Consider the following 26609-nt stretch of genomic DNA (forward strand, 5'->3'; position numbering starts at 1 on the left):
TAAAAACTAATTGTAAATTATAATAAAGTTTATTCTTAGAGTTTTTAATTTTTTAAATCTAAATGAATCTTTTTATTAAGATTTTAGATTTTGACAAAATTTATAGCAGCATAATACGGAGGATAAAATGATTTTAAACACAAAAAGAGATGGACATGTTCATAGTACTTATTGCCCACATGGTAGTAATGATAGTCTAGATATGTACATTGATACTGCATTAAAAAATGGGATTACAGAAATAACTTTTACAGAACACATGCCACTACCTATGGAAGACCCTTCACCAAGAAAAAACAGTGCTTTACCTATGGAAAGATTAGAGGAGTACATAAAAGGAATAACTGAGCTAAAAGAAAAGGTTAAGGATAAAATTAAAGTTAATGTAGGCTTAGAGGTTGATTATGTGGAAGGGTATGAAGAAGAGACTAAAGCTATATTAAATAAGTATGGAAAATATTTAGATGATGCAATTCTTTCAGTTCATATAGTAAAGTTTCAAGGAGAGTATTATCAAATAGGTAATGGATCAGATATGATTGGTGAATTAGTAGAGAAAATTGGCGGAATGGACAAGCTTTATGATCTATACTATGAAACTATGTTAAAGTCAATTAAATGCGATCTAGGAGCCTTTAAACCTAAAAGAATAGGACATCCAACTTTAGTTAGGAAGTATAAAGCAGATTTTCCTAATGAAAAATATAATATTAAGCTTTTAGAGAGTATTCTAAAAGAAATGAAAAAAGGAAATTATGAAATTGATTTAAATACTTCAGGCCTTAGAAGAGCGAAATGTGGAGAGGTTCATCCTCAAGGAATATTTTTAGATTTATGCTTAAAGTATAATATACCTATGGTATTAGGATCTGATTCTCATAGTTCAAAATATGTTGGAGTAGAGTTTGAGAAGGTTGCAAATATGATTTTCCCAGATTCAGAAGCAATATAAGACACTATAACTTATATAAATTTATTGAAAAATTTGTATGAGAAGAGATTTTAAAATAATTATCTATAAAGTTTTAATTTATAGATAATAAAAAAGCACAAGGAATTATTCCTTGTGCTTTTTTATTAATTACCGTATATAATTTTTTTAGTAACATCATTGTAGAACATTGTGTTTGGATAATCATTTTCAATTTCTTGCGCGTATTTTTTAGATTCAGCACTGTTACCTTCTTTATTATATAAAATAGCTAAGTTATATAAACATTGAGGTGTGTACATAAAATCTTCAGCATCTGGCTTTGCCTTATAATCCTTTAAATATTCTTGGAAATACTTGATTGCCTCTGTATTTTTATCTAAGTTTTCATAAGAAGTTCCCATGAAATAAATTAAGTGAGGTCTCAAGTAAGAATCAGATGAAAAGGCATATGCTTTTTCAAAGTCCTTAAGGGCATCTTCATATTTTTTCTCTTTAAATAAATCTGATCCTTTTAAGTATAAATCCTTAACCCCATCAGTTTTCATTAAATTTTCTGCTTTATTATAAGCATCTAAGGCATCTTGAGGTACTTTATCCTTAGGAGTAGAAGTTAATAGTGTATAAAGAGAATTTATATCATTATTACTAATAGCTTTATTTAATTCATCAGCAGTAATAGTCTTAGTTTCTGTTTCTTTTTTTGAATCTTCATTTGTCTTATTGTCAGTTGAATTTTCAGTCTTGTTAGCATTATTATTAGCTTCTTCACTTGCTGTTATTTGATTTTTACTAGCATCTGTAGTTTTTATATTTTTTGTTACTCCATAAGCAAGTAATAAAACTATAGCACCTGAAACAGCTACAGCTATATACTTAACTGGTTTCTTTTTGTTAGATTTTTTAGCGTTAGATTTCTCGTTTTTAAAATTAGGAGTACTAATAACTTTAGGTTCATTATCATCCTTAGGTTTATCTTTAGATTTTTTAATTTCATCTTTTTTATGGAAATCTACCTTTGTCACATTATCAAGATGATTACTTTCAGTCTTTGAAGTTTCTTTAGCTTTATGATCTAATGGTTTTATATCATCAATCTTAACATCTTCTCTAGGTTTTTCTTTATTTATCTTAATAACTGGAGCTTGTTCAACCTTTTTGTTTTCTTTCTCTTTTTCAGTGTCTTTAGGTAATGGCTTAATTTCAGAATCTCTCTTTTCTAATTGCTTAGCATATTCTTTTTGAGCTTCTTCTTGAAGTCTAGCCTTAATTTCATCCTTCATAGTTTCACTGAATATAGTACTCATTGCTAGTTTTTTTTCATCTAAATTATTAAATTTATCAAGTTTTGTTCTAGCTTCCTCATTGTTATTATACTCAGCATTTATTTTCCAAGAAACAATAGCATCGCTTATTCTGTTAAGCTTTTCAAGTGCTCTACTTTCTAGTGTAAGAGCTTCCTCATTATTGTAGTCCTTATCAAGAACTTTTTCACATATATCTAATGCTTCTTCATAATTCCCATTTTCATATTGAGCTAACGCTTTTTTAAGTTTTTTATCATATTTACTCATAGCTTTATAGCTCCTCCTTTTTCAATAATTTTTATCAAACATATTTCGATAAAATAAATAAGTATCTGTCTAAATTCTAATTATACATTATATATATAAAATTTTACAATATATTTTTGGCAAAACTATGTCAATGTTCTTATTTTTTTTACAAAATAAGATTTTATTATATAAAAAAGAATCAAAAATAGTAAAATTAATCTATTTAGGAGTTTTACCCTTATTTAAAAATTAAATTTTAAATGATAGTTATAAATAAGCAAAAAAGAACTATAAACAGAGTCTAAAATTATTTTTTATTAATTAAAAATAATGTGAAGAAAATGTTTATAGTTCATATTTTAAGCTTTTTAATATTACTAAATTAAAAAGTCATTATATACAGCATCTGAAGGCATTCTCCAATCACCTCTAGGAGAAAGTGATATAGAACCAACCTTTGGTCCATCTGGAAGAGCAGAACGCTTAAATTGTTGAGTAAAGAATCTTCTTATAAACTTATCTAGCCATTTTTTTAGAGTTTCTTCATTATAATCATTTTTAAATGCTTCCTTAGCTAAGAATAGTATTCTTTCAGGACTTGATCCATGCTTTATAAAATGATATAAGAAGAAATCATGAAGTTCATAAGGGCCAACAATGTCTTCTGTTTTCTGAGCTATTTTACCTTCTTTATCCTTTGGTAATAATTCTGGACTTACAGGAGTATCTAAAATATCTAATAAAGCTTCCTTAGCATCATTTGAAATTTCATGATTAGCAAAATAATTAACTAAGAATCTAACTAAAGTTTTAGGAATAGAGCAGTTTACTGAGTACATTGACATATGATCTCCATTATAAGTACACCATCCTAAAGCTAGTTCAGAAAGATCTCCAGTACCTATTAATAATCCACCTTCCTTATTAGCTAAATCCATAAGTATTTGAGTTCTTTCTCTCGCTTGAACATTTTCATATGTTACATCATGAATATCTTTATCATGGCCTATATCTTCAAAATGTTGAAGAGCAGCATTTACTATATTTATTTCTCTAAAATCACAGTGAAGTTCTTTGCATAAAGTTACTGCATTGTTATATGTTCTATCTGTAGTTCCAAAACCAGGCATAGTTATAGTTATTATATTTTCTCTTGGTATATTTAGCATATCAAAGGTTTTTACCACAACTAATAGGGCAAGAGTAGAATCCAATCCTCCTGAAATACCAATTACTGCTTTCTTAAGGTTTGTATGCTCTAATCTTTTAGCAAGGGCAGCAGCTTGTATGTTTAATATTTCTTCACAACGTGCTTCCATAGCATACTGAGATTTTGGTAAGAAAGGATGTTTATCTATTTCTCTATCAAAGTTTTTAATCTCTGTATTTTCTAAATTAAAAGGAATAAATCTAGGTTCATTATTTTCATTAAAAGTTGAATTTCTAAAACTTATATTTTTTATTCTTTCTGCGTCTAATTTAAATAAATCAACTATACCAGTTAATAAATCATTTTCTCTTTTGAATCTATTATTTTCTTTTATAATAGTTCCATTTTCAGCTATTATCATGTGACCACTAAATAATAAATCTGTAGTTGATTCATGAACTCCTGCTGAAGAATAAATATAAGAACACATTGTTCTAGCACTTTGGTTTTGAACTAATGATTTTCTATAAGAACTTTTTGATACAAGTTCATTAGAAGCTGAAAGATTACAAATAAGGTTAGCACCCATTAAAGCTAAATTAGAGCTAGGTGGTATAGTAACCCAAAGATCTTCACAAATTTCAAAACCTACTTTTAAATTTTTAAATGAGAATATTAAATCAGTTCCAAAAGGTACTTCCTTTTGAAAATCTAAATCAACATTTAATCCTTTTATATTAAAACCTTCTGTAAACCATCTTTTTTCATAAAACTCAGAGTAGTTTGGTATATAGCTTTTTGGCACTATACCTAAAACTTTTCCATTTAATATTACATATGCGCAATTATATAAGGAATATCTATATAAAAAAGGAGCACCAACAGCCATTAAAATATCTTTGCCTTTAGAAAATTCAACTAGATTTTTTATTGCTAAATTACAATTTTCAATTAACTTTTCGTTGGTAAATAAATCACCACAAGAGTATGCTGATATACTTAGCTCAGGAAAAACTAAAACCTTAACTTCTTCTTCTATAGCATTTAAAATCATAGTTTCTATTTCTTTAATATTATATTTTGTATCGCTTATTTTTAATTTAGGTGAAGCTGCACCTATTTTTATGAAATCCATAGCATCATCTCCAGTATATTTTTATTTTTAGTATTTCTATAGTAATAAAAGTTTATCCTTTAAGTAAAACTAGATTTTTAAATAATATTTTCTTATAGTAGTAACTTTTACTAAACAAAACTATATATTAAATATTAATGTGAATTTATAAGAAAATCAACTGGAGATAAACAGTATTAATTAACTCTTATTGAGTTTAAAAATATTATTTAAAAAAGTTTAAAATAGTACTTGAAATAATAATGTATAAACTGTATAATAAAGTAAATATTAATAAAAAGTTAAAATTAATAAAAAAAAGGAGGGGGCAAACTATGTTATGGCTTTGGGTAGTAGTTATTCTAGCTGGAATAATAATAGACTATTTAAGTTCTGATGTTCTATTTGTTGGATTTTCCTTTGGGGCTTTAGGTGGTTTAGTATTAGCATTTCTAGATGTGAATGTAATATTACAATTCATACTATTCTCCATAATAACAATTTTATTTTTCTTCTATGTTTATCCTAAAATTAAAAGAAAGATAAAAGTAGATAATATAGGAACAAAAACCATGGAACAATCCTATATAGGAAGAAAAATTATATTAGATGAAAATGTAGAAGATTCATCATTGATTAAATTTGAGGGGATTTATTGGACATTTAAAAGTGTTAGTGGACCATTAAAGAAAGGTACAGAAGTCGAGATCATAGGAATAGAAGGAAATAAAATTCTAATAAAAAAATAAAAACTAGGAGGGGTTACTCATGGTAGCTACTGTAATTATTATAATCTTATTATTAATAGTGGTATTTGCAGCAATTTCATCAATCAAGGTTGTAAATACAGGATATGTTTATGTGTTAGAACGTTTTGGACAATTTAGTAAAATTTTAGAGCCAGGTTGGCATTTAGTTATTCCTTTCGCTGACTTTGTAAGAAAGAAAATTTCAACAAAGCAACAAATTCTAGATATACCTCCACAATATGTAATAACAAAGGATAACGTAAAAATTGAAATTGATAATGTTATATTCTATAAAGTATTAAATGCTAAAGATGCTGTTTATAATATAGAAGATTTTAAATCAGGTATAGTTTACTCAACAATAACAAACATGAGAAACATAGTAGGTAATATGTCTTTAGATGAAGTTTTATCAGGTAGAGATAAAATAAACTTAGAGCTTTTAACAATAATAGATTCTATAACAGATGCTTATGGTATAAAGATACTTTCTGTAGAAATTAAAAATATAATTCCTCCAGCTGAAATTCAAGATGCCATGGAAAAACAAATGAAGGCAGAAAGAGATAAGAGAGCTACTATATTACAAGCTGAAGGTTTAAAACAAAGTGAAATAGCAAGAGCAGAAGCTGAAAAGCAAGCTAAAATTTTAAGAGCTGAGGCTGAAAAAGAAGCTAATATAAGACATGCTGAAGGTTTAAAAGAATCTCAATTACTTGAAGCTGAAGGTAAGGCTAGAGCTATTGAAGAGGTTTCAAAGGCAGAAGCTGCAGCTATTGAAAGAATAAATACTTCAATAATTGAATCTGGAACTAACGAAGTAGTAATTGCTTTAAAACAAGTTGAAGCATTAAAAGAAATGGCAGCAAATCCAGCTAATAAGCTTATTTTACCTAATGAAGCAGTTTCCTCTTTAGGAAGTATAGCAGCTATTGCTGATATTTTAAAAGAAAATAAAGAGAATAAATAATTATTATTAGGAATATACTATTTTTGAGTCTTTAAAAAGGCTTACGTAGGCATTAATTTTTCCCTTTGCTTTAAAGAGTAAAGGGATTTTTTTATTTAGGTATAAATTAGTAATTTATATATTCATAAAAAAATGTTATCATATAAAATGTAATTTCAATGTAGAAAGAGGATTTTAAAATGAGTAATTATTTTTGGTGCGATGTAAATTTAAAAAATATAGAGAATAATATAAATGTAATAAGAGATTTAATACAAAATAAAAAGCTAATTGCAGTTATAAAGGGAGATGCATATGGATTAGGCAGTAAAAAAATTGCTGAATTTATAGAAGATAAGGCTGACATAATAGCAGTAGGTAATATTGATGAAAGCTTATGCTTAGATAATATTAATAAGGATATACTTATCTTATCACCTTTATGTACAAAAGATGATTTTAAAGATGAAAGAGATAATTTAATATTAACTTTAGATAATGAGGAAATATTAAATGAATTAGATAAGGAAACAAAGAAAAGAGTACATATATATGTAGATACAGGTATGAACAGAATGGGCATAAAGCCTAACAAGTTAGATTCATTTATAGAAAGAGTTAAAAATGAATTTCCTAACCTTGAAATAGATGGTATCTATACTCATTTACATAATGCTAAGGATGTTAATTATACTTTAAAACAAATAGAATTATTTAAATCTACAGTTGAAAAGTATAAAGATAAAGTAAGAATAATACACTGCATGGCGTCAAGTGCTATTGTAAATGATCAATTAAGAAAAGCATGTGATTTTACTACAGGGGCAAGAGCCGGTAATGTGCTTTATGGATATATAGGCTTTAATAAAGGAATTAAAAAGACTTATGAATACTATGCAAAACCAGTAAATACCTATAAAGTTTCAAAGGGACAAACTGTAGGATATGGTTGTCTTTTTAAGGCAGATAAGGATATGGAAATAGGAATAATTGAATGTGGTAATGTTCATGGCTTAGGCATAAGCAGAGAAATTAAAAATAATGTTTTCTATGATATATTTAGAATGATTTATAGAAGATTTAAAGAGAGAAGTGTAATATTTAATAACAATGTACCTGTAAAAATATTAGGAAAAGTAAATATGAATATAACTATTATTTCTATGGAAAACTGCTCTAAAGATTCAGTTTTAAAAGTTGATATTTCACCTATAATATCAGATTCAAGCATAGAAAAAAGATATATTTATTAGAAGCAAAAATTTATATTTTTAAGAAACATAAGGCTAAACAAATCTAGTCTTATGTTTTTTTTATTTTTTGTAATATTTTAAGAGTTAAAACACTACCTTTTAATATAGCCTAAAAAGAATAATGCTAATGAAATATTGATTTATTAAAATCACAATTAACTAGTAATTTTAAAGTAGTGTACTAAGGATTTTAGATTTTTAAATTATTTATTTATGGGAGGGAAAATATCATGAAAGAAAATCTAAAATTAGGCATTATACTTTGTTTAATAACCTCTTTTGCAGGAGTATTCTTAGGTTTTGCAAATGAATTTACAAAAGAAGTTATTGCTCAAAATGCAAAGTTAAGTGCAGATGATTTAAAGGAAATATTGCCTAAAGCAAATAAATTAGAAGATTTTGCTTTTGAAAAGAATGAAGATTCAACTATATCAGAAGTGTTCCAAGCTAAAAATGGTTCTGAAAATGAAGGATATATTATAAAGGTTTCTCCAAAGGGATTTAATGGGCCAATAGATATGGTAGTAGCTATTGATAAGAATAGAGAAATTAGTGGAGTTAAAGTATTATCCCAAGCAGAGACTCCAGGTTTAGGAGCTAAGGTTGAAGAGAGTTCTTTTTCTGAAAAGTTTAAAGGTTTAACCATTGAAGATAATATAAAAATAGTTAAAACCTCACCAAGTTCTCAGGGGGAAATTCAAGGAATAACAGGAGCAACTATATCATCAAATGCCGTTTCAAGTGGAATAAATGATGCAATTAGTTTTTATAAAGAAAATGTTTTAGGTGAAGATCTATCAAAGGAAAAGATCTTAAATTTATCAAAGATTAATCTAGAAGGAGATATAACGGAATTAACTATTGAATTAGAAGAGGGAATAGATAAGGTTTCTATAGTATCTAATGGAGAAAAAGAGATTGGTTATGCCATAGAAGCTAGTGAAGTTGGTATGTATGAAGAGAAACCGATTAAATTTGCCCTTGGAATTTCAACAGGTGGAATAATTACAGGGGTACAAATAATAGATCATAAAGAAACTGCTGGACTAGGAGATTTAATAGAAGATGAAAACTTTTTAAATTCTTTTATAGGAGTATCTTCCCTAGATAAACTTTCAGTTAAAGAAAACACAAATGAAATTGATTTAAGTGTTTATGGTGAAGTTGTTAATGTTGATTCAATAAGTGGAGCAACTAAGAGCTCAATGGCTATTATAAAAGGAATTACTAATGTGATTAATTTCTATAATAATAATCTTAGTTAAATTAGGGAGGGATATTTTTGAAAGTTTTATTTGAAAGATTAAAAAATGGTATAGTTACTGAAAATCCTATATTTGTTCAAGTATTAGCTATGTGTCCAACCCTAGCAGTTACTTCAAGTGTTGAAAATGCCGTGGGCATGGGAATAGCTTCTACAGTGGTTTTAATTTTTTCTAATATGATAATTTCAGCCTTAAGAAAGTTTATACCAAATAAAATAAGAATTCCTGCATATATAGTTATAATTGCATCCTTTGTTACTGTGGTTGATATGTTAATGAATGCTTATGTTCAATCATTATATAAATCCTTAGGAATTTTTATACCTCTTATAGTGGTTAACTGCGTTATATTAGGGAGAGCTGAGGCTTATGCTTCAAATAACAAAATTCTACCATCTATTTTTGATGCCATTGGAATGGGAATTGGATTTACTATAGCGTTATTTTCTATAGGAACTTTTAGAGAAATATTAGGTGCTGGAACATTTTTAGGAAAGAGCATTATGCCAGAGGGATTTAAGCCAGCTACTATTATGATATTAGCTCCAGGTGCATTTTTAACCTTAGGAGCATTAATGACTTTCTTAAATTATAGAAATATAAAGAAAGCTGAAAAGGAAGGGACAAAGGCTAAATGTTTAGAACATAATTGTAGCACGTGTTCTGGATGCGGTAAAAATTCTTAATAAAATATAGGGATTAGAGGTGAAGTTTATGGAATTATTTCTGATTTTTATTGGAGCTATGCTTGTTAATAACTTTGTTTTATCACAATTTTTAGGAATATGTTCATTTATAGGAGTTTCAAAAAAGAAGGATGCTGCAGTAGGAATGGGACTTGCAGTTACCTTTGTAATGGTATTAGCTAGTATAATTTCTTGGCTTGTTTATAATCTTGTTTTAGATAAATTTAATATAACTTATTTAAAAACAATAGTTTTTGTTCTTGCTATAGCTTCCTTAGTTCAATTTGTGGAGATGGTTGTTAAAAAATATAGTCCTAGTTTATATAAAGCCTTAGGTATATTTTTACCCTTAATAACTACAAACTGCGCTGTTTTAGGAATGGCTGTTACTAATGTGGAAGAAGGATATAATCTTATTCAATCAATAGTACATGCTTTAGGGGCTGCTGGAGGATTTATGCTTGCTATAGTATTAATGTCATTTTTAAGAGAAAAAATAGATGACAATGAAGAAATACATCCATATTTTAGAGGATTACCAATAACTCTTTTTACAGCAGCACTTATGTCTATTGCCTTTTTAGGATTCCAAGGACTTATATAGATAAGGAGGCGATTAAATGGACTTTTCAAGTATATTTTATTCTATTTTAGTTTTAGGTGTATTAGGTTTTTTATTTGGGATTCTTTTAGGATTTGCATCTAAAAAGTTTGAAGTGAAAGTAGATGGGAGAGTTACTAAAATAAGAGATATTTTGCCAGGAGCTAACTGTGGAGGATGTGGCTATCCAGGGTGTGATGCTTATGCTAATGCTTTAGTTTATGAAGGAGCTGATATGAGTCTATGCGGAGTAGGTGGCCAAAATGTAGCTAAGCAGATTGGTGAAATATTAGGAGCAAAGGTTAAAACTGTTGAAAAGAAAGTTGCTTTTGTAAAATGTATGGGGGATTGTAAAAATAAAAAGATTCAATTAAATATTCCAGAAAATAAAAATTGCATAGAGGCTAAAGAATTTTTAAAAAATAATAAAAGTGAAGGATGTAGCTTTGGATGCTTTGGATTAGGAAGTTGTAAAGAAGCATGTAAATTTGGAGCAATAAGTATTATAGATGGTATAGCAAAAGTTGATTCTTCAAAATGCGTAGCATGTAAAGCTTGTGTAAGTGCATGTCCACAAAATCTTATAGATATAATAAAGGAAAATCAAAAGGTAATTGTTAGTTGCAATTCTAATGATAGTGGAAAAATTGTAAATCAAAATTGCTCCGTAGGTTGCATAGGATGTAAGCTATGTGAAAAGAATTGTCCAAGCGAAGCCATAAGGGTTGAAAATAACCTTGCAATAATTGATTATGAAAAATGTACATCTTGTGGGATATGTGTATCTAAATGTCCTAAAAAAGCAATAAATTTAAGAGAAAATAACAATGAAATTTTTTAAAACCCTTGAAAAAAAATAAAAAAACTTTAAAATAAGTGTTAAGTTTCTATTTAGGAGGTTAATATGATTAGCAAAAGAGAAGATTATATTTCATGGGATGAATATTTTATGGGAGTTGCATTAATTAGTGCTAAAAGAAGTAAAGATCCAAACACTCAAGTTGGAGCTTGTATAGTTGATAATGATAATAAAATAGTAGGTATTGGATACAATGGTTTTCCTAAAGGATGTTCAGATGATGATCTGCCTTGGGGAAATAAGGGAGATTTTTTAGAAACAAAATATCCATATGCATGTCATGCTGAACTTAATGCTATTTTAAATAGTACAGGTAAGAATGTTAAAAACTGTAGAGTATATGCTACTTTGTTCCCTTGTAATGAATGTGCAAAAGCAATAATTCAAGCTGGGATAACTGAAGTAATATACCTTTCAGATAAATATAAGGATACTGACATTGTTAAGGCCTCTAAATTTATGTTTGATAAAGCAAATGTAAAATATAGATATTTAGGAAGCAAGAGAGAAAGTTTATTAATATCATTTAATCCAGAGGATGTTTAAAATAAATAAACCCCATAGTATTATCTATGGGGTTTATTTTAAGATAAATTTATAATAGTTGACAATTTTTATTTAGTATAGTATATTTTGAATATCAAAATATTTGGTTTGATATTCAAAATATTTGAATTTTATATCTAATGATTTTGAAGTAAGGGAGCGATTTTAGGATGAAGGAAAGTGAATTAGTATTAAATAATATTTTAGTGAAATTATTCAATAATATTTTGAGGATAGAGGAGTTTGCATTAAAAAGTGCACCCTTTAATGATTTATCTATAACAGAAATGCATACTATAGAGGCCATAGGGATAGAGAAAGCAAGAACAATGTCAGAGGTGGCATTGGATTTAAAAATAACAGTAGGTACTTTAACAACTGCTATAAACAAATTAATAAAAAAAGGATATGTAAATAGAAGAAGAATAGAAGAAGATAGAAGAGTTGTTATGATAGAACTTACAGAGAAAGGAACTCTAGCTTATAAAGTACATGAAAAATTTCATGAAGAAATGATAGATCATGTTTTAGAGGAACTAGGCGTTAGTGAAGAGGAGGTTTTAATAAGTTCTTTAGATAAGTTAGATAAGTTCTTTCAAAAGAAACTAGAACTTATGAAATCAAAGGAGAATTAATATGAAAAATGCTAAAATGATAGGCTTTGGCTTATATACACCTAAAAATTTAGTAGAAAATGAAAGATTACAAGAATTTTTAGAGACTAGCGATGAATGGATTAGAACTAGAACTGGAATAGAAAGAAGATATATTTCATTAGATGAAAATACTTCAGATTTGGCAGTAGAAGCTAGTAAAAAAGCCTTAAGTCAAGCAAGATTAAGTGCTGAAGAAATAGATTTAATAATAGTAGCTACTGTAACTCCAGATAATTTTACTCCATCTACAGCTTGTATTGTTCAAGATAAGTTAGGAGCTAAAAATGCATGGGCCTTTGATATAAATGCAGCTTGTACTGGATTTATATATGCACTTAAATTAGGAAGATCTTTAATAAGATCAGGTGAAGCTAATAATGCCTTAATAATAGGTGCAGAAACTTTATCAAAAGCACTTAACTGGAAAGATAGAGGAAGTTGTGTTCTTTTTGGAGATGGGGCAGGGGCTACTGTTCTTACAAGCACAGAAGAAGATTGTGGAATAAAATGTGTAAATGTAAAATCTGATGGTTCTAAGGGAGATTCCCTTGTTATTCAGGGGTTACCTCTAAATAGTCCATTTAAAGATGGAAGAGAAGTTTCTGAAAATTACATAAACATGAATGGAAGAGAGATATTTAAGTTTGCAACAAAAGTAATGGAAGAAAGTATAGTAGAGATTTTAGAAAAAGAAAACATAAAAATAGAAGATATAGATGCTATAATTCCTCATCAAGCAAATTTAAGAATTATAGATTACGTAGTTAAAAGATTAGGAATACCAAGAGAAAAGTTCATAACAAATTTACAGAATTATGGAAATACATCAGGGGCAAGCATTCCAATAGCCCTTTGTGAATCAATTGATGAAGGAAATTTGAAAAAAGGAGACAACATAATAATGGTTGGCTTTGGTGGAGGCCTTACTTGGGGAGCTGCTTTAATTAAGTTATAATTCTTGAAAAAACAAAAATCTAGAAAATAATACTAAATGAGAATATAATTATAGATATATTTATTTTTAATCCGTTAAATTTTGGGAGGTATTTTAATGGCTAAACTAGGATTTTTATTTGCAGGGCAAGGAGCCCAATATGTAGGAATGGGCAAAGAATTCTTTGATAACTTTGAAGAAAGTAAAGAAGTATTTAAAAGAAGTAGTGAAGCCTTAGGCATAGATATGGAAGAACTTTGTTTTAATGATCCTGAGGGATTATTAAATAAAACTGAATTTACTCAGCCTGCAATAATAACTACAAACATGGCTATACTTACAGCACTAGATAAATTAGGAGTTAAATCTCATATAAGTTGTGGATTAAGCTTAGGAGAATATTCTGCACTTATTCATAGTGGTGCCATTAATTTTGAAGATGGAGTTAAACTAGTTAAAAAAAGAGGTAAATTCATGCAAGAAGCTGTGGCAGAAGGTATTGGTGGAATGGTTGCAGTTTTAAGAATGACTCCAGAACAAGTTGATGAAATAATAGAAAAAAGTTCTCCATATGGAATAGTTGAGGGTGCAAATTATAATTCACCTGGCCAAATTGTTATTTCTGGAGAATTAGTAGCTTTAGAAAAAGCTATGGAATTTATAAAAGAAGTTGGTGGAAGAGCTATAAAATTACCTGTATCAGCTCCATTTCACTGTTCAATGTTACAGCCAGCAGCTGAGAAATTAGAGGATGAGTTAAATAAAATTTCAATAAATAAATTAAATGGAATTGTTATGTCTAATGTTAAGGGAGAAGCCTATTTAGAAGATGATAATATAATAGACCTTTTAACTTCTCAAGTTAAAAAGCCTGTTTTATTTATAAATGATATAGAAAAAATGATTGAAAGTGGTGTAGATACTTTTATTGAAATAGGTCCTGGTAAAGCTTTAAGTGGATTTGTTAAAAAAATAAATAAAAATGTTACAGTGCTTAATGTAGAGGATTTAAAATCTTTAGAAAAAACATTATCAAAATTAAGAGAGATGGAGGTACTTTAACCTATGTTAAAAGATAAAGTAGCAATAGTAACTGGTGGAACAAGAGGAATTGGAAGAGCAATCGCTTTAAAATTAGCAGATCATGGAGCTAATATTGTTATAAATTATAGAAATTCTGATAAAGAGGCAGAAGAATTAAAAGCCATTTTAGAAGGAAAAGGGGTAAAAGTTCTTACTGTAAAATGTGATATAAGTAATTTTGAAGATTCTAAAAATCTTATGGATAAATGTAAGGAAGTATTTGGGAAAATAGATATACTTGTAAATAATGCAGGCATAACAAAGGATACTTTAATTATGAGAATGAAGGAAGAAGACTTTGATAATGTAATAGATGTAAACTTAAAAGGTACATTTAATTGTGCAAAGCATGCTTCTGCCATAATGTTGAAACAAAGGTTTGGTAAAATTATAAACATGACTTCTGTTGTAGGTATAGCTGGGAATGCTGGTCAAGTAAATTATGCAGCATCAAAGGCTGGTGTTATAGGATTAACTAAATCTTTAGCTAAAGAATTAGGAAGTAGAGGAATAACTGTAAATGCTGTAGCACCTGGATTTATAAATACTGATATGACAGCTTCTTTATCTGAAAAAGTTAAAGAGGAAGCTTCTAAAAATATTCCTTTAAAAAGATTAGGAGACCCTGAAGACGTTGCTAACTTAGTAGGATTCTTAGCATCAGATGCAGCAAATTATATAACAGGTCAAGTCATAAATGTAGATGGCGGAATGGTAATGTAGGAGGAGTAATTATTATGGAAAACAGAGTTGTTATAACGGGATTGGGAGCAATTACACCAATTGGAAACAATGTAAAGGAGTTTTGGACCAATGCTAAAAAAGGTGTTTGTGGAATTGATGAAATAACTTTATTTGATGCTAGTGATTATAAAGTTAAAATTGCAGGAGAAGTTAAAAACTTTAAAGCAGAGGATTTTATAGATAAAAAGGAAGCTAAGCGTTTAGATAGATTTACTCATTTTGCTCTTGCAGCTACAGAAGAGGCAATGAAGGATGCTAAATTAGACTTAAAGGATGAAAATGTAGATCCAAATAGAGTAGGTGTTATAGTTGGTTCAGGAATAGGTGGATATGGTACCTTAGAAGCACAATTTGATGTTTTATTAACTAAAGGACCAAATAGAGTTTCACCTTTTGCAATTCCATCAGGAATAATAAACTTAGTTGCTGGAAATATTGCTATTAAGTATGGGGCAAAAGGAGTATGTGAATCACTAGTTACTGCCTGCGCTACAGGGGTAAGCTCTATAGGGGCAGCTTATAGAAGTATAAAACATGGATATTCAGATATAGTTATATCAGGTGGATCAGAAGCTTCTATAACTAGAGCTGCCATTGCAGGATTTACTAATCTTAAGGCATTAAATACTAATAATGATCCTAAAAGAGCTTCAATACCTTTCGATAAAGAAAGATCTGGATTCGTTATGGGAGAAGGCGCTGGAATATTAATATTAGAAAGTTTAGAGAGTGCTCAAAAAAGAGGTGCTAGAATCTATGGAGAAATTATAGGATATGGTGCCACTTGTGATGCATATCATATAACTTCACCTGATCCAGAAGGTGATGGAGCTAAGAGAGCTATAGAAGCAGCTATAGAAGAAGGAAAAATAAATAAGGATGAAATTTCATATATAAATGCACATGGAACAAGTACTCCTTTAAATGATAAATTCGAAACTTTAGCTATTAAAGGATGCTTTGGTGAAAAAGCTTATGATATACCAGTTTCATCAACAAAATCAATGACTGGTCATTTATTAGGAGCAGCTGGAGCTATAGAATCAGTAATATGTGTTAAAGCTTTAGAAGAAGGATTTATTCCACCAACAATAGGATATAAAGTTCCTGATGAAGATTGTGATTTAGATTATGTTGTAAATGAAGGTAGAGAATTAGAATTAAATTATGTAATCAATAACGCATTAGGTTTTGGTGGTCATAACGCATCATTATTATTTAAAAAGTGGGATTAGGAGTTGAAATTATGAATCTTAATGAGATTAAAGAGCTTATAGATAAAATCGATTCTTCTAATATTGCTTATTTTGAGGTTAAAGTAGATAATTCATATATAAAGATGGATAAATCTCTAACTAGAAATTTATTAGAAGAAAAGAAAGCTTCAAATCTAGAAGAAACAGAAAAAACTGATATATCAGAAGAAAAAAATGAATCAATTTCAAAGGTTGAGGAAGTCAAATCACAGCCTAAAGAAGAGATAATTCAAGATGAAGACTTATACTTAGTTACTTCACCTATGGTAGGTACATTCTATGAATCACCTGGAGTTGGAGAAAAGAGTTATGTTTCTATAGGAAGCAAAATTTCTTCAGGAGATGTTTTATGTATAGTTGAAGCAATGAAACTTATGAATGAAATTGAAAGTGAAGTATCTGGAGAAATTGTTGATATATTAGTTCAAAATGGAAATATGGTTGAATATGGTCAACCCTTATTTAAAGTTAGGAGAGCATAATTATGATGAATATAAATGAGATTAAAGAAATACTTCCTCATAGATATCCTTTTTTACTTGTTGATAAAGTAGAAGAGATAACTGAAAGTAAAGTTGTAGCATATAAGAATGTAACAATAAACGAACCTTTTTTTCAAGGACATTTTCCTGATTATCCAGTAATGCCAGGGGTTTTAATAGTAGAGGCCTTAGCTCAGGCAGGTGCTATAGCACTATTAAATAAAGAAGAGTTTAAAGGAAAAACTCCTTTCTTTGCAGGAATAGATAAAGTCAGATTTAAAAAACAAGTTTTACCAGGTGATACTCTAAGACTTGAAGTTGAAATAATAAAACTTAGAGGAAGCATTGGATTTGGTAAAGCTACGGCTACTGTAGATGGAAAAATCGCTTGTTCTGGAGAAATTATGTTTGCAATAGGTTAGGTGATTTAATTATGTTTAAAAAGATATTAATAGCAAATAGAGGTGAAATAGCTGTTAGAATAATACGTGCTTGTAGAGAATTAGGAATTCTTACTGTAGCTGTTTATTCTGAAATAGACAAAGATGCATTACATGTGCAGTTAGCTGATGAAGCAGTTTGTATAGGTCCATGGAATTCTAAAGAAAGTTACTTAAATATTCAAAATATATTAAGTGCTTGTGTTCTAACTGGGGCTGAAGCTATTCATCCTGGATTTGGTTTTTTATCTGAGAATCCAAGATTTGCTAAGATGTGTGAAGAGTGTAATATTGAGTTTATTGGCCCTAATTGGAGAGCTATAGAACTTATGGGAAACAAAGCTATGGCAAGAGAAATAATGAAAAAGGCTGATGTTCCTGTTGTACCTGGATATGAAGGTGAAATTGAAAGTCCAGAGTTTGCTTTAAAGATAGCTAAAAAAATAGGATTCCCTGTAATAGTAAAGGCATCCTCAGGTGGCGGTGGAAAAGGAATAAGAATAGTTTATAAAGAAGAAGATTTTATTTCAAATTACAACACAGCTAAATCAGAGGCTCAAGCAAATTTTGGTGATGATAAAATTTACATTGAGAGATTTGTTGAAAATCCTAAACATATAGAAGTACAATTATTATGCGATAAGCATGGAAATGCCCTTCACCTTTTTGAGCGAGATTGTTCAGCTCAAAGAAAAAATCAAAAAGTTTTAGAAGAAGCTCCTTCATCAATTTTAAGTGATGAACAAAGGGATAAACTTGGTAAGATTGCAGTTAAAGCAGCTAAAGCTGTAAACTATAGCAATGTTGGAACAATTGAATTTTTATTAGATAAAAATGGTGAATTTTATTTTATGGAAATGAACACAAGAATACAAGTTGAACATCCTATAACTGAAATGATAACAGGTGTTGATCTTGTTAAGGAACAAATAAAAGTTGCATTTGGTAAGGAGTTAGAAATAACTCAAGATGATTTAAAGATAAATGGTCATTCCATAGAATGCAGAATAAATGCTGAAGATCCAAGCAAAAACTTTATGCCATGCCCTGGTTTAATAAAGGAAATTAATTTCCCAGGAGGATTTGGAGTTCGTTTAGATACAGCAATTTATTCTGGATATAAGATACCCCATTGTTATGATTCAATGATTGGTAAGCTAATAGTTCATGGTAAAGATAGAGAAGAGGCAATTTCTAAAATGAAAAGGGCTTTAGATGAATTTGCTATTGATGGTATAACAACTAACATAGACTATCACTTTTTAATATTGGATCATGAAGATTTTAAAAATGGTACTTATAATACTTCATTTTTATCTGAAAAGTTGGTGAATAAGTATGATTAAGAATTTATTAAATAAAAGAAAGTATATAACTGTTAGTTCAGTTGAATTAAATGATACTGAATTAAATGAAGATGAAAAACCAAATATACCCTCTGGTATGTGGAGCAAGTGTGAAAAGTGTGCAAAAATCTTATATACTGAAGATTTAAGAGAAAATTTTAATGTGTGTCCTAATTGTGGTCATCATTTTAAATTAGGAGCATATGAAAGAATTAAATATTTAACAGATGAAAATACTTTTGTTGAGTTTGACAAAAAAATGGTTGGAAGAAATCCCTTAGATTTTAATGGATATGAAGAGAAGATTAAAGGATATCAAAAGAAAAGTCATGTTATTGAAGGGGTTGTAACAGGAGAAGCTTATATTGCTCAGAGAAAAGTAGTTCTTTGTGTAATGGATTCTAATTTTATGATGGGAAGTATGGGAACGGCTGTTGGTGAAAAGATTACTAGAGCCATTGAATATGCAACTAAAAATAGACTTCCTTTAATAATATTTACTTGCTCTGGTGGAGCAAGAATGCAAGAGGGAATATATTCTCTTATGCAAATGGCAAAGGTTAGTGGGGCAATTTATAGACATGGTAGAGAGAACTTATTATATATTACAGTATTAACAAATCCTACTACTGGTGGGGTAACTGCTAGCTTTGCCATGGAAGGCGATATCATATTAAGCGAGCCAGGATGTTTAGTTGGTTTTGCAGGTAGAAGAGTAATAGAAGGAACTATTAATGAAAAGTTACCTGATGATTTCCAAACTGCAGAATTTTTATTGGAAAAAGGATTTATAGATAAGATAGTACAAAGAAAAGATTTAAAACAAGTAATAACTTCTCTTTTAAGAATGCATGAGGTGGATTATGAGTAGAGAACTAATAAGAACAGCAGATGCATGGAATAAAGTAAAAATAGCTAGAGATCCTAATCGTCCTAATGCAAAATTTTATATAAATGAAATATTTGATGAATTTATAGAATTACATGGGGATAGAAACTTTGGAGATGATAAAGCAATAATTGGAGGAATAGCTCTTTTAAATAATCTAAGTTTTACTGTTATAGGCATATGCAAGGGTGAAAATACAAAGGAAAATATAAAAAGAAACTTTGGTATGCCTCACCCAGAAGGATATAGAAAAGCATTAAGACTTATGAAACAAGCAGAAAAATTTAAAAGGCCTGTTATTTGCTTTGTAGATACTCCAGGAGCTTTTTGTGGCATAGGTGCAGAAGAGAGAGGACAAGGGCAAGCTATAGCTCAAAACTTAGTTGAACTTATGGGATTAAAGGTTCCTGTAATATCAATAGTTATTGGAGAAGGTGGAAGTGGAGGTGCTTTAGCCTTAGCTGTTGCAGATAAAGTATTTATGCTAGAACACTCTATTTATTCTGTATTATCTCCAGAGGGCTTTGCATCTATATTGTGGAAAGATTCTTCTAGAGCTGAGGAAGCTGCTAGTGTAATGAAAATAACTGCTCAGGATTTAAAAAGCTTTAATATAATAGATAAAATAATAAAAGAACCTAGGGGAGGAGCACATAAAAATCCAATTAAAATGGCTCAAAACATTAAAAAGACAATTTTAGAAGCCTTAGGTGAAATGAAGGGTACTGATTTAGATACCTTATTAAATGAAAGATACAATAAATATAGAAATATAGAAAATAATCTATAATCATATAAAATAAAACACATGAGCTAAAAAACTCATGTGTTTTTTATTAAAATTAATTCATCTTTAAATTAATATTTACTTAAAGAGAGAATTAAAATTTAGTTTGTAAGCATTTTTATTAGTATATCTATTATTGACTTGTTTTTCCTTAAAGCATCTACATAATCAGCTACGTGAAGTTTATAATACTCTTTACCTTCATCTGTTATTCTATACATCTTTTTTGTTCTTTTATTTATAAAGTCATCCCCTATCCAATAACTTGTAACTAAGCCTTTTTGCTCTAAGTCATAAAGTGTATCATAAATTGTACTAGATGATACTGGGAATGGAAGAGGAGCACTAGAAAATTCATCTCTAAAAGCTTCTAAAACTTTATTACCAAAAACCTCATGTCCCTTTGAAAGTTCTTTTAGTACATAAAAAGAATATAATTGTTTTGCATTTATAATATTTCTTGGTGCGACCATACGAGTTCTTCTATCCAAAAAAACTTCACCTCCAATTTTACATTTTATATTATAAGTATAACTCAATTTATTCCAAAAAGTAATTAACAATTTGTGATTTCTTGAATATACTATACTATACAAAAGAAGTGAGGTGGAATATTATGTCAAGAAAATGTTGTTGCTCATGCAATTCTTGTAGAAGAAATTCCTGTGGATGCAGATGTGGAAATAATTGCTGTGGATTCAATAATTGCGGCGGTTTTGGAAATTGTGGTGGATTCAACAATTGCGGAGGATTTGGTAATTGTGGATTTGGAGCTTGTGGAGGATTTCCTTTACTTTGGCTTCTTCTATTAGGCTGTGGCGGTTTTGGAAACTGTGGCGGAAACTGGTTTTAATTAATATCTAATTTTAAATATAGATTAGTTGTATAAGATAGGAGGTTTTCTCCTATCTTATAATTTTTCATAAGTTTCTTTTAGTAATAAGGCATCTTTTTCTAAAAGAGGACTTTCACATATTATACATCCCTTTACTTTATAATCCTTAAGTGCCCTTAAGCATTCAATAAAGTTAAAATCACTTTCTAAAAAAGGTAAGTGGTTTCTCTCACCTTTATCTGTATAGTGTATTCCAGACATATGAATATGTAAATCTTCTAAGGCTTCATTTCCTAAATTATCTTTTATATATTCTAAAATTTCTGCAAAATCTTTATATTCTTTTAAACCACCAATTCCTCTAGCATGTATATGAGAAAAATCAATACATAATTTGCAAGATGGCACTTCTTTACATATATCAACTAATTCTTGTAGGTTTCCGAATTGAGTTCCCTTACCTGTAGTTTCTAATCTATAATCTACACCTTCATAAGGTAGTTTCTTTAAGTTTTTCTTTATTTCCTCTAAAGCTTCTTCTTTTGAGGCTTTTAAATAAAATCCTGGATGGAATACTAAGCTTCTACCTCCAACACTTTTTAATGCTTCGGCACCTTTAAGTATTCTTTCAATAGATTTTTCTTTCTTTTCCTCTTCTTCAGCATTTAAATTTATAAAATAAGAACCATGAGCTGAAAGATAAAAATCATTTTTTTCTTTAGCTTCTATTATTTTATCTCTGTTTTTATCTGTAACATTAACGGATCTAACAAAAGGAAGCTCCATAGCTTCTAGTCCTATTTTTTTTAAGTATTCAATTCCTGTTGCATAATTGAATTTCTGGCCCTCTTCACCTATTGGTAAACCTGAAATTCCAAATAAAAGTTTTTCCATGTTATCACCTCTTACTAAAGTATAGCAAAACACTAGGAATTCTTCAATAGAAAGGAATTATTATTTAATATGAATTATAATCTATCAAATTTATTAATTTATACATAATTTTTTAAGTTTTTTTCAGAAAAAATGCAATTATTCGAAATAAATATTGCATTTTACACTATAGTTATTTAAAATTATTAATAGAAACTATCATATGGAGTGTGAAAAATGGAAGAAAGATTGCAAAAATACATGGCAAGGTGTGGAGTAGCATCAAGAAGAAAATGTGAAGAAATAATTTGCAGTGGAAAAGTAAAGGTTAATGACATTGTTGTTGACTCCCTTGGGACTAAGGTTGATCCATCAGTAGATGTTGTTAGCGTTAATAATAAAGTAATACGTCCTGAGGAAAATAAAGTATATATAATGTTAAATAAGCCTGAAGGATATGTTACAACAAATAAAGATGAAAAAAATAGAAAGACCATATTAGATATAGTAAAGGTGAATGAGAGAATATATCCTATAGGCCGTCTTGATTATGACAGTTCAGGTTTACTTTTATTAACTAATGATGGAGATGTATACAATAAGATAATACATCCAAGAGTTAATTTAAATAAAGAATATATCGCCTTAGTAAAAGGAATTTTTACAGAGGAAGAAATGAATAAATTTAGAAAAGGCGTAGATATAGGAGATTATAAAACAGCAGAGTGTGAAATAGAGTTACTAGAAAAATACACAAATAGCTGTAAAGTTAAAATAATAATTCATGAAGGCAAAAATAGACAGATAAGAAGAATGTGTGCTGCCTTTAATCATGAAGTTGTTTCTTTAAAGAGAGAAGCTATTGGAAGCTTGACCTTAAAGAATTTAAAGAAAGGAGAATGGAGATATTTAAGTAGTTCAGAAGAGAATTATATAAAATCTCTATAGTAATTATGTTTAAATATGTATCTGATGTAAGTAATATATATCATAATATAATAACTTCTTTCATAGAACATAAGAATATAGCAATAGATGCTACCTTAGGAAATGGTCATGATTGCGATTTTTTAAGTGAATTATTTAAAAAGGTATATGCCTTTGATATACAAGAAGAGGCAGTAAATTCATATAAATCAAAGAATAAAGAAAATGTTGAAGTTATTTTAGATTCACATGAAAACTTTGAAACCTATATAAAAGAAGAAAATGTTGATTGTATAGTTTATAACTTAGGATATCTTCCAGGTAATAATAAGGAAGTAACTACGGTTGCACATAGTACTTTAAAAAGTATAGAAATAGGATTAGATTTATTAGGTGATAATGGGTTAATGATAATAGCCCTTTATAGTGGACATGAGGAAGGTAAAATAGAGAAAGATGCCGTACTTCAGTTTACAAGTAAATTACCTAAAAATAAATATGGTGTTTTACATACGGAATTTACAAACAGAGCTAAGAGTGCACCTTCTTTAGTTATTATTGAAAAGAAGTTTAAATAAGATTTAAGTAAGTATAGAGAGGATTTTTAAAATGGAAAGTCAAGATTTAATGAGATTAATTCAAGTTAAGTTTCCAAAGCTTAGTAAAGGACAAAAGCTTATAGCTGAATATATATTAAAGAATTATGATAAGGCTGCATTTATGACTGCTGCTAAATTAGGAAATAATGTTGGAGTAAGTGAATCTACAGTGGTTAGATTTGCTACAGAACTTGGTTTCTCAGGATATCCAAAGTTACAGAAAGCACTTCAAGAATTAATAAAGAATAAGTTAACATCTGTTCAAAGATTAGAGTTATCTAATGACTTTATAAGTGAAGAAAATGCTCTAAAAGGTGTTTTAAAAGCGGATATAGAAAATATAAGAGCAACATTAGAAAAGATAAATCATAAAACTTTTGATGAAGTGGTAAACGAAATATTTAAAGCTAAAAGAATATATATAATAGGACTTAGAAGTTCTACTGCTCTTGCAGAATTTTTAGGATTTTACTTAAATTTAATATTAGATAATGTAAGAGTAATTTCAAATGGAATAAGCGATACTTTTGAACAAATGCTTAACTTAGGGGAAGGCGACTTAGTTATAGGGATAGGTTTCCCAAGATATGCATTAAAAACAATAGATGCTTTAGAATTTGCTAAAACTAGAAATGCTAAAATAGTTTCTATTACAGATAGCTTAATTTCTCCTTTAGCATCTCAATCTGATCATACACTTATAGCTCAAAGTAATATGGCTTCATTTGTAGATTCATTAGTTGCACCTTTAAGTGTAATAAATGCATTAATCATAGCTGTTGGTATAAGAGAAAAAGAGAAGATAACATCAACATTTAGTGAGTTAGAAAAGATATGGAAAGACTATAATGTTTATTCATATAATAAAAATAATATAGAACCTTAATAAAAAGCTGTATAAAGGTATAAAGAACATATAAATTATTTTAAGATAGAGCATAAATTTTATTCTATTATATAATTTATAAGTTTCATAAATTATATCTTTATATAGCTTCATTTTTCGAAATTACATAGAATATTAAAGAAATGCATTTGTTGACAAATGTATTTAATAAAGTTTATTATTAGTTTGATTCAATTAAATTAAGGAGCTGATAAATTGGCTAAAGTAATAGTTATAGGCGCCGGTCCAGCAGGGATGATGGCAGCAATATCTGCAGCAGAAAATCATGAAGTTATTCTTTTAGAAGGTAATGAAAGAATAGGAAAAAAGCTATTTATTACTGGTAAAGGTAGATGTAATGTAACAAATGCAAAGGATATAAGTGAATTTTTTGATTTTATACCAGGAAATCCACATTTCTTGTATAGTGCATTATACACTTATACTAATATTGATGTAATGAACTTTTTTGAAAATGCTGGAGTTAAATTAAAGGTAGAAAGAGGATCAAGAGTTTTTCCAAATTCAGATAAATCTTCAGATATAATAAGTGGATTATCAAGGGGATTAAATGAAGCTGGAGTAGACTTAAGATTACATAGTAAAGTTAAAAATGTTATTTTTAATAACAATAAAATAGAAGCTATTATTTTAGAAAATGGTTCAAAGGTTAAAGGTGACTATTTTATAATAACAACTGGGGGTAAGTCATATCCTCTTACTGGATCAACTGGAATAGGATTTGATTTAGCTAAAAAGATGGGTCACACTATAGTAGAACCAAAACCATCCTTAGTACCTATAGAAATAGAAGAGTCATGGGTTCGTGAATTACAGGGCCTATCTCTTAGAAATATAGAGCTTAAAATAAAGAATAAAAAGAATTCTAAAGTAGTTTATAGTGGGCAGGGAGAGATGCTATTTACTCATTTTGGAATATCAGGACCTCTTGTTTTAAGTGGTAGTAGATTCATAAAAGATGGTGAGAGATTTGAAATTTCTCTAGATTTAAAGCCTGCCTTAGAGGAAAAACAGTTAGATTTAAGGATTCAAAAGGATTTTAAAAAGAATTTAAATAAGGATTTTAAAAATTCTTTAGATGAACTTCTTCCAAAAAAACTTATACCTGTTATTATAGAGTTATCTAAAATAGATGAAAATAAAAAGGTTAACTCTATAACAAAGGAAGAGAGAAGAACATTATTAAATCTATTAAAGAATTTAACTTTTACAGTAAAAGGCTTAAGAGATATATCAGAAGCTATTGTTACTGCTGGAGGGGTTTCAACTAAAGAAATAGACCCTTCAACAATGCAATCAAAGATTGTAGATAATCTTTACTTTGCAGGGGAAGTTATAGATGTAGATGCCTTTACAGGGGGATATAATGTTCAAATAGCTTTATCAACAGGATATTTAGCAGGAAAATCAATTTAATTTTAAAATTATAGTTGCTATAAAGTTAATAAAAATTTTAGTTAGTTTAGTAGAAACTTTATAGTAAACTTAAAGAGAGTATAAATTTTACAATGTTTTTATGAGAAAGGACTTAAGAATTATGAATAAACTAATTACAGTTGCTATTGATGGACCGGCAGGAGCTGGAAAAAGTACTATTGCTAAGATAATAGGAGAAAAATTTAATTTAATGTATATAAACACAGGATCTATGTATAGAGCTGTTACTTTAAAAGCCTTAGAAAATAATATTTCAGCTGAAGAAGTTGATAAATTATTAGTTATGATAGATGGAATGGATATGCATTTTGAAAATGATGAGCTTATATTAAATGGAGAAAATATAAACTCATTAATAACTATGCCTAACATAAGTAAAAATGTTTCAGCTTATGCTTCAATAAGAGAAGTAAGGGAAAGATTAGTTAATCTTATGAGAAAAATGGCCTTAAAATATAGCGTAATAATGGATGGAAGAGACATTGGAACAGTTGTATTAAAAGATGCTAATTTCAAATTTTTCTTAACTGCTAGCCCAGAAGAAAGAGCTGATAGAAGATACAAAGAGCTTATGGGAAAAGGTGTAGAAGTTAATTATGATGAAATATTACAAGATATAATAAAAAGAGATTACCTAGATTCTAATAGAGAAGTAGATCCTCTAAGAAAAGCTGAGGATGCTATTGAAATTGATACTACTGGCATAGGTATAATGGGAGTAGTTGAAAAAATATCTAGCTACATGGAGAAATAAT

29 protein-coding genes are annotated in these 26609 nt (G+C 28.8%); 25 read left to right on the forward strand and 4 right to left on the reverse strand.

Annotated features, from left to right (window positions below; genetic code table 11):
* The first annotated feature begins 127 nt into the window (after positions 1-127).
* The gene (gene hisJ, locus GOM42_RS06600; RefSeq protein WP_011590663.1) at positions 128-952 is read left to right on the forward strand and encodes a histidinol-phosphatase HisJ; all 825 of its coding nucleotides are present in this window, start codon (positions 128-130) and stop codon (positions 950-952) included.
* Positions 953-1077: 125 nt separating this feature from the next.
* Here the strand turns inward: hisJ and GOM42_RS06605 are convergent, their stop codons facing one another.
* Together GOM42_RS06605 and GOM42_RS06610 are read right to left on the reverse strand one after the other, a co-directional pair.
* On the reverse strand, positions 1078-2505 hold the full coding sequence (locus GOM42_RS06605; RefSeq protein WP_110034732.1) for a tetratricopeptide repeat protein: 1428 nt from the start codon (positions 2503-2505) through the stop codon (positions 1078-1080).
* A gap of 359 nt (positions 2506-2864) precedes the next feature.
* Positions 2865-4772 (reverse strand): NAD(+) synthase, encoded by a 1908-nt coding sequence (locus GOM42_RS06610; RefSeq protein WP_110077435.1) that lies wholly within the window; start codon positions 4770-4772, stop codon positions 2865-2867.
* Positions 4773-5086: 314 nt separating this feature from the next.
* Between GOM42_RS06610 and GOM42_RS06615 the strand changes: the two genes are divergently transcribed.
* The 18 genes from GOM42_RS06615 to GOM42_RS06700 all read left to right on the forward strand — a co-directional run bounded on the left by GOM42_RS06615 (position 5087) and on the right by GOM42_RS06700 (position 20279).
* Positions 5087-5500 carry an NfeD family protein gene (locus tag GOM42_RS06615; RefSeq protein ID WP_003448822.1) on the forward strand — a complete coding sequence of 138 codons (414 nt, stop codon included), beginning with the start codon at positions 5087-5089 and terminating at the stop codon, positions 5498-5500.
* 19 nt (positions 5501-5519) lie between these two features.
* Positions 5520-6470: an SPFH domain-containing protein gene (locus GOM42_RS06620; protein ID WP_003448807.1), complete on the forward strand. Its 951-nt coding sequence runs from the start codon at positions 5520-5522 to the stop codon at positions 6468-6470.
* Positions 6471-6649: 179 nt separating this feature from the next.
* Entirely contained in the window at positions 6650-7702 is a 1053-nt protein-coding gene (locus tag GOM42_RS06625; RefSeq protein WP_110034734.1) for an alanine racemase, read from the forward strand.
* Positions 7703-7932: 230 nt separating this feature from the next.
* Entirely contained in the window at positions 7933-8967 is a 1035-nt protein-coding gene (locus GOM42_RS06630) for an RnfABCDGE type electron transport complex subunit G (protein ID WP_025647764.1), read from the forward strand.
* Between the two features lie 17 nt (positions 8968-8984).
* Complete coding sequence (locus GOM42_RS06635; protein ID WP_003466556.1) at positions 8985-9653, forward strand: electron transport complex subunit E; 669 nt, start codon at positions 8985-8987, stop codon at positions 9651-9653.
* Positions 9654-9681: 28 nt separating this feature from the next.
* Positions 9682-10257 carry an electron transport complex protein RnfA gene (locus tag GOM42_RS06640; protein WP_110034735.1) on the forward strand — a complete coding sequence of 192 codons (576 nt, stop codon included), beginning with the start codon at positions 9682-9684 and terminating at the stop codon, positions 10255-10257.
* A 16-nt stretch (positions 10258-10273) separates the two neighbouring features.
* Positions 10274-11095 carry an RnfABCDGE type electron transport complex subunit B gene (locus GOM42_RS06645; protein WP_110077437.1) on the forward strand — a complete coding sequence of 274 codons (822 nt, stop codon included), beginning with the start codon at positions 10274-10276 and terminating at the stop codon, positions 11093-11095.
* 63 nt (positions 11096-11158) lie between these two features.
* Positions 11159-11659, forward strand: a complete 501-nt coding sequence (locus GOM42_RS06650; protein WP_003448844.1) for a dCMP deaminase family protein — start codon at positions 11159-11161, stop codon at positions 11657-11659.
* 170 nt (positions 11660-11829) lie between these two features.
* Positions 11830-12294, forward strand: a complete 465-nt coding sequence (locus GOM42_RS06655) for a MarR family transcriptional regulator (protein WP_003448891.1) — start codon at positions 11830-11832, stop codon at positions 12292-12294.
* Position 12295: 1 nt separating this feature from the next.
* The gene (locus tag GOM42_RS06660; protein WP_110034737.1) at positions 12296-13270 is read left to right on the forward strand and encodes a beta-ketoacyl-ACP synthase III; all 975 of its coding nucleotides are present in this window, start codon (positions 12296-12298) and stop codon (positions 13268-13270) included.
* A 96-nt stretch (positions 13271-13366) separates the two neighbouring features.
* Complete coding sequence (gene fabD / locus GOM42_RS06665; protein ID WP_096071569.1) at positions 13367-14311, forward strand: ACP S-malonyltransferase; 945 nt, start codon at positions 13367-13369, stop codon at positions 14309-14311.
* A 3-nt stretch (positions 14312-14314) separates the two neighbouring features.
* On the forward strand, positions 14315-15055 hold the full coding sequence (gene fabG, locus GOM42_RS06670) for a 3-oxoacyl-[acyl-carrier-protein] reductase (RefSeq protein ID WP_003458601.1): 741 nt from the start codon (positions 14315-14317) through the stop codon (positions 15053-15055).
* Positions 15056-15069: 14 nt separating this feature from the next.
* Positions 15070-16311 (forward strand): beta-ketoacyl-ACP synthase II, encoded by a 1242-nt coding sequence (gene fabF, locus GOM42_RS06675; RefSeq protein WP_003470415.1) that lies wholly within the window; start codon positions 15070-15072, stop codon positions 16309-16311.
* Positions 16312-16322: 11 nt separating this feature from the next.
* Positions 16323-16814 (forward strand): acetyl-CoA carboxylase biotin carboxyl carrier protein, encoded by a 492-nt coding sequence (accB, locus tag GOM42_RS06680; RefSeq protein WP_003458640.1) that lies wholly within the window; start codon positions 16323-16325, stop codon positions 16812-16814.
* Between the two features lie 2 nt (positions 16815-16816).
* Complete coding sequence (gene fabZ, locus GOM42_RS06685; RefSeq protein ID WP_003448879.1) at positions 16817-17236, forward strand: 3-hydroxyacyl-ACP dehydratase FabZ; 420 nt, start codon at positions 16817-16819, stop codon at positions 17234-17236.
* Positions 17237-17247: 11 nt separating this feature from the next.
* A complete protein-coding gene (locus GOM42_RS06690; RefSeq protein WP_003472202.1) occupies positions 17248-18600 on the forward strand; it encodes an acetyl-CoA carboxylase biotin carboxylase subunit in 1353 nt (450 codons plus the stop codon).
* On the forward strand, positions 18593-19471 hold the full coding sequence (gene accD, locus GOM42_RS06695) for an acetyl-CoA carboxylase, carboxyltransferase subunit beta (protein WP_003458574.1): 879 nt from the start codon (positions 18593-18595) through the stop codon (positions 19469-19471). Before GOM42_RS06690 ends, accD begins: the two co-directional genes overlap by 8 nt.
* Positions 19464-20279 carry an acetyl-CoA carboxylase carboxyltransferase subunit alpha gene (locus GOM42_RS06700; protein WP_003458527.1) on the forward strand — a complete coding sequence of 272 codons (816 nt, stop codon included), beginning with the start codon at positions 19464-19466 and terminating at the stop codon, positions 20277-20279. Before accD ends, GOM42_RS06700 begins: the two co-directional genes overlap by 8 nt.
* A 98-nt stretch (positions 20280-20377) precedes the next feature.
* Here the strand turns inward: GOM42_RS06700 and GOM42_RS06705 are convergent, their stop codons facing one another.
* A complete protein-coding gene (locus GOM42_RS06705; RefSeq protein WP_003470407.1) occupies positions 20378-20767 on the reverse strand; it encodes a PadR family transcriptional regulator in 390 nt (129 codons plus the stop codon).
* 125 nt (positions 20768-20892) lie between these two features.
* Between GOM42_RS06705 and GOM42_RS06710 the strand changes: the two genes are divergently transcribed.
* Positions 20893-21129, forward strand: a complete 237-nt coding sequence (locus tag GOM42_RS06710) for a hypothetical protein (RefSeq protein WP_003481196.1) — start codon at positions 20893-20895, stop codon at positions 21127-21129.
* 57 nt (positions 21130-21186) lie between these two features.
* Here the strand turns inward: GOM42_RS06710 and GOM42_RS06715 are convergent, their stop codons facing one another.
* Positions 21187-22005 carry a TIM barrel protein gene (locus GOM42_RS06715; protein ID WP_110077438.1) on the reverse strand — a complete coding sequence of 273 codons (819 nt, stop codon included), beginning with the start codon at positions 22003-22005 and terminating at the stop codon, positions 21187-21189.
* Between the two features lie 216 nt (positions 22006-22221).
* On the opposite strand from GOM42_RS06715, the gene GOM42_RS06720 reads away from it, so the two are divergent.
* The 5 genes from GOM42_RS06720 to cmk all read left to right on the forward strand — a co-directional run bounded on the left by GOM42_RS06720 (position 22222) and on the right by cmk (position 26608).
* Positions 22222-22932, forward strand: a complete 711-nt coding sequence (locus GOM42_RS06720) for a pseudouridine synthase (RefSeq protein ID WP_003449361.1) — start codon at positions 22222-22224, stop codon at positions 22930-22932.
* A 5-nt stretch (positions 22933-22937) separates the two neighbouring features.
* A complete protein-coding gene (locus GOM42_RS06725) occupies positions 22938-23489 on the forward strand; it encodes a class I SAM-dependent methyltransferase (RefSeq protein ID WP_110077439.1) in 552 nt (183 codons plus the stop codon).
* A gap of 31 nt (positions 23490-23520) precedes the next feature.
* Positions 23521-24396: a MurR/RpiR family transcriptional regulator gene (locus GOM42_RS06730; RefSeq protein WP_003449332.1), complete on the forward strand. Its 876-nt coding sequence runs from the start codon at positions 23521-23523 to the stop codon at positions 24394-24396.
* 216 nt (positions 24397-24612) lie between these two features.
* A complete protein-coding gene (locus tag GOM42_RS06735) occupies positions 24613-25833 on the forward strand; it encodes an NAD(P)/FAD-dependent oxidoreductase (protein WP_110077440.1) in 1221 nt (406 codons plus the stop codon).
* 121 nt (positions 25834-25954) lie between these two features.
* Positions 25955-26608, forward strand: a complete 654-nt coding sequence (gene cmk, locus GOM42_RS06740; protein WP_003460731.1) for a (d)CMP kinase — start codon at positions 25955-25957, stop codon at positions 26606-26608.
* The last annotated feature ends 1 nt before the right edge of the window (position 26609 follow it).

The organism is Clostridium sp. 16K-1-R1, from assembly GCF_023921145.1.
In the GTDB taxonomy this organism is placed as follows: domain Bacteria; phylum Bacillota; class Clostridia; order Clostridiales; family Clostridiaceae; genus Sarcina; species Sarcina perfringens.

Bases quoted from the DNA above. Each gene is read 5' to 3' on its own strand.
- hisJ (WP_011590663.1), top strand. From the start codon at position 128: ATGATTTTAAACACAAAAAGAGATGGACATGTTCATAGTACTTATTGC.
- GOM42_RS06605 (WP_110034732.1), bottom strand. From the start codon at position 2,505: ATGAGTAAATATGATAAAAAACTTAAAAAAGCGTTAGCTCAATATGAA.
- GOM42_RS06610 (WP_110077435.1), bottom strand. From the start codon at position 4,772: ATGGATTTCATAAAAATAGGTGCAGCTTCACCTAAATTAAAAATAAGC.
- GOM42_RS06615 (WP_003448822.1), top strand. From the start codon at position 5,087: ATGTTATGGCTTTGGGTAGTAGTTATTCTAGCTGGAATAATAATAGAC.
- GOM42_RS06620 (WP_003448807.1), top strand. From the start codon at position 5,520: ATGGTAGCTACTGTAATTATTATAATCTTATTATTAATAGTGGTATTT.
- GOM42_RS06625 (WP_110034734.1), top strand. From the start codon at position 6,650: ATGAGTAATTATTTTTGGTGCGATGTAAATTTAAAAAATATAGAGAAT.
- GOM42_RS06630 (WP_025647764.1), top strand. From the start codon at position 7,933: ATGAAAGAAAATCTAAAATTAGGCATTATACTTTGTTTAATAACCTCT.
- GOM42_RS06640 (WP_110034735.1), top strand. From the start codon at position 9,682: ATGGAATTATTTCTGATTTTTATTGGAGCTATGCTTGTTAATAACTTT.
- GOM42_RS06645 (WP_110077437.1), top strand. From the start codon at position 10,274: ATGGACTTTTCAAGTATATTTTATTCTATTTTAGTTTTAGGTGTATTA.
- GOM42_RS06650 (WP_003448844.1), top strand. From the start codon at position 11,159: ATGATTAGCAAAAGAGAAGATTATATTTCATGGGATGAATATTTTATG.
- GOM42_RS06655 (WP_003448891.1), top strand. From the start codon at position 11,830: ATGAAGGAAAGTGAATTAGTATTAAATAATATTTTAGTGAAATTATTC.
- GOM42_RS06660 (WP_110034737.1), top strand. From the start codon at position 12,296: ATGAAAAATGCTAAAATGATAGGCTTTGGCTTATATACACCTAAAAAT.
- fabD (WP_096071569.1), top strand. From the start codon at position 13,367: ATGGCTAAACTAGGATTTTTATTTGCAGGGCAAGGAGCCCAATATGTA.
- fabG (WP_003458601.1), top strand. From the start codon at position 14,315: ATGTTAAAAGATAAAGTAGCAATAGTAACTGGTGGAACAAGAGGAATT.
- fabF (WP_003470415.1), top strand. From the start codon at position 15,070: ATGGAAAACAGAGTTGTTATAACGGGATTGGGAGCAATTACACCAATT.
- accB (WP_003458640.1), top strand. From the start codon at position 16,323: ATGAATCTTAATGAGATTAAAGAGCTTATAGATAAAATCGATTCTTCT.
- fabZ (WP_003448879.1), top strand. From the start codon at position 16,817: ATGATGAATATAAATGAGATTAAAGAAATACTTCCTCATAGATATCCT.
- GOM42_RS06690 (WP_003472202.1), top strand. From the start codon at position 17,248: ATGTTTAAAAAGATATTAATAGCAAATAGAGGTGAAATAGCTGTTAGA.
- accD (WP_003458574.1), top strand. From the start codon at position 18,593: ATGATTAAGAATTTATTAAATAAAAGAAAGTATATAACTGTTAGTTCA.
- GOM42_RS06700 (WP_003458527.1), top strand. From the start codon at position 19,464: ATGAGTAGAGAACTAATAAGAACAGCAGATGCATGGAATAAAGTAAAA.
- GOM42_RS06710 (WP_003481196.1), top strand. From the start codon at position 20,893: ATGTCAAGAAAATGTTGTTGCTCATGCAATTCTTGTAGAAGAAATTCC.
- GOM42_RS06715 (WP_110077438.1), bottom strand. From the start codon at position 22,005: ATGGAAAAACTTTTATTTGGAATTTCAGGTTTACCAATAGGTGAAGAG.
- GOM42_RS06720 (WP_003449361.1), top strand. From the start codon at position 22,222: ATGGAAGAAAGATTGCAAAAATACATGGCAAGGTGTGGAGTAGCATCA.
- GOM42_RS06725 (WP_110077439.1), top strand. From the start codon at position 22,938: ATGTTTAAATATGTATCTGATGTAAGTAATATATATCATAATATAATA.
- GOM42_RS06730 (WP_003449332.1), top strand. From the start codon at position 23,521: ATGGAAAGTCAAGATTTAATGAGATTAATTCAAGTTAAGTTTCCAAAG.
- cmk (WP_003460731.1), top strand. From the start codon at position 25,955: ATGAATAAACTAATTACAGTTGCTATTGATGGACCGGCAGGAGCTGGA.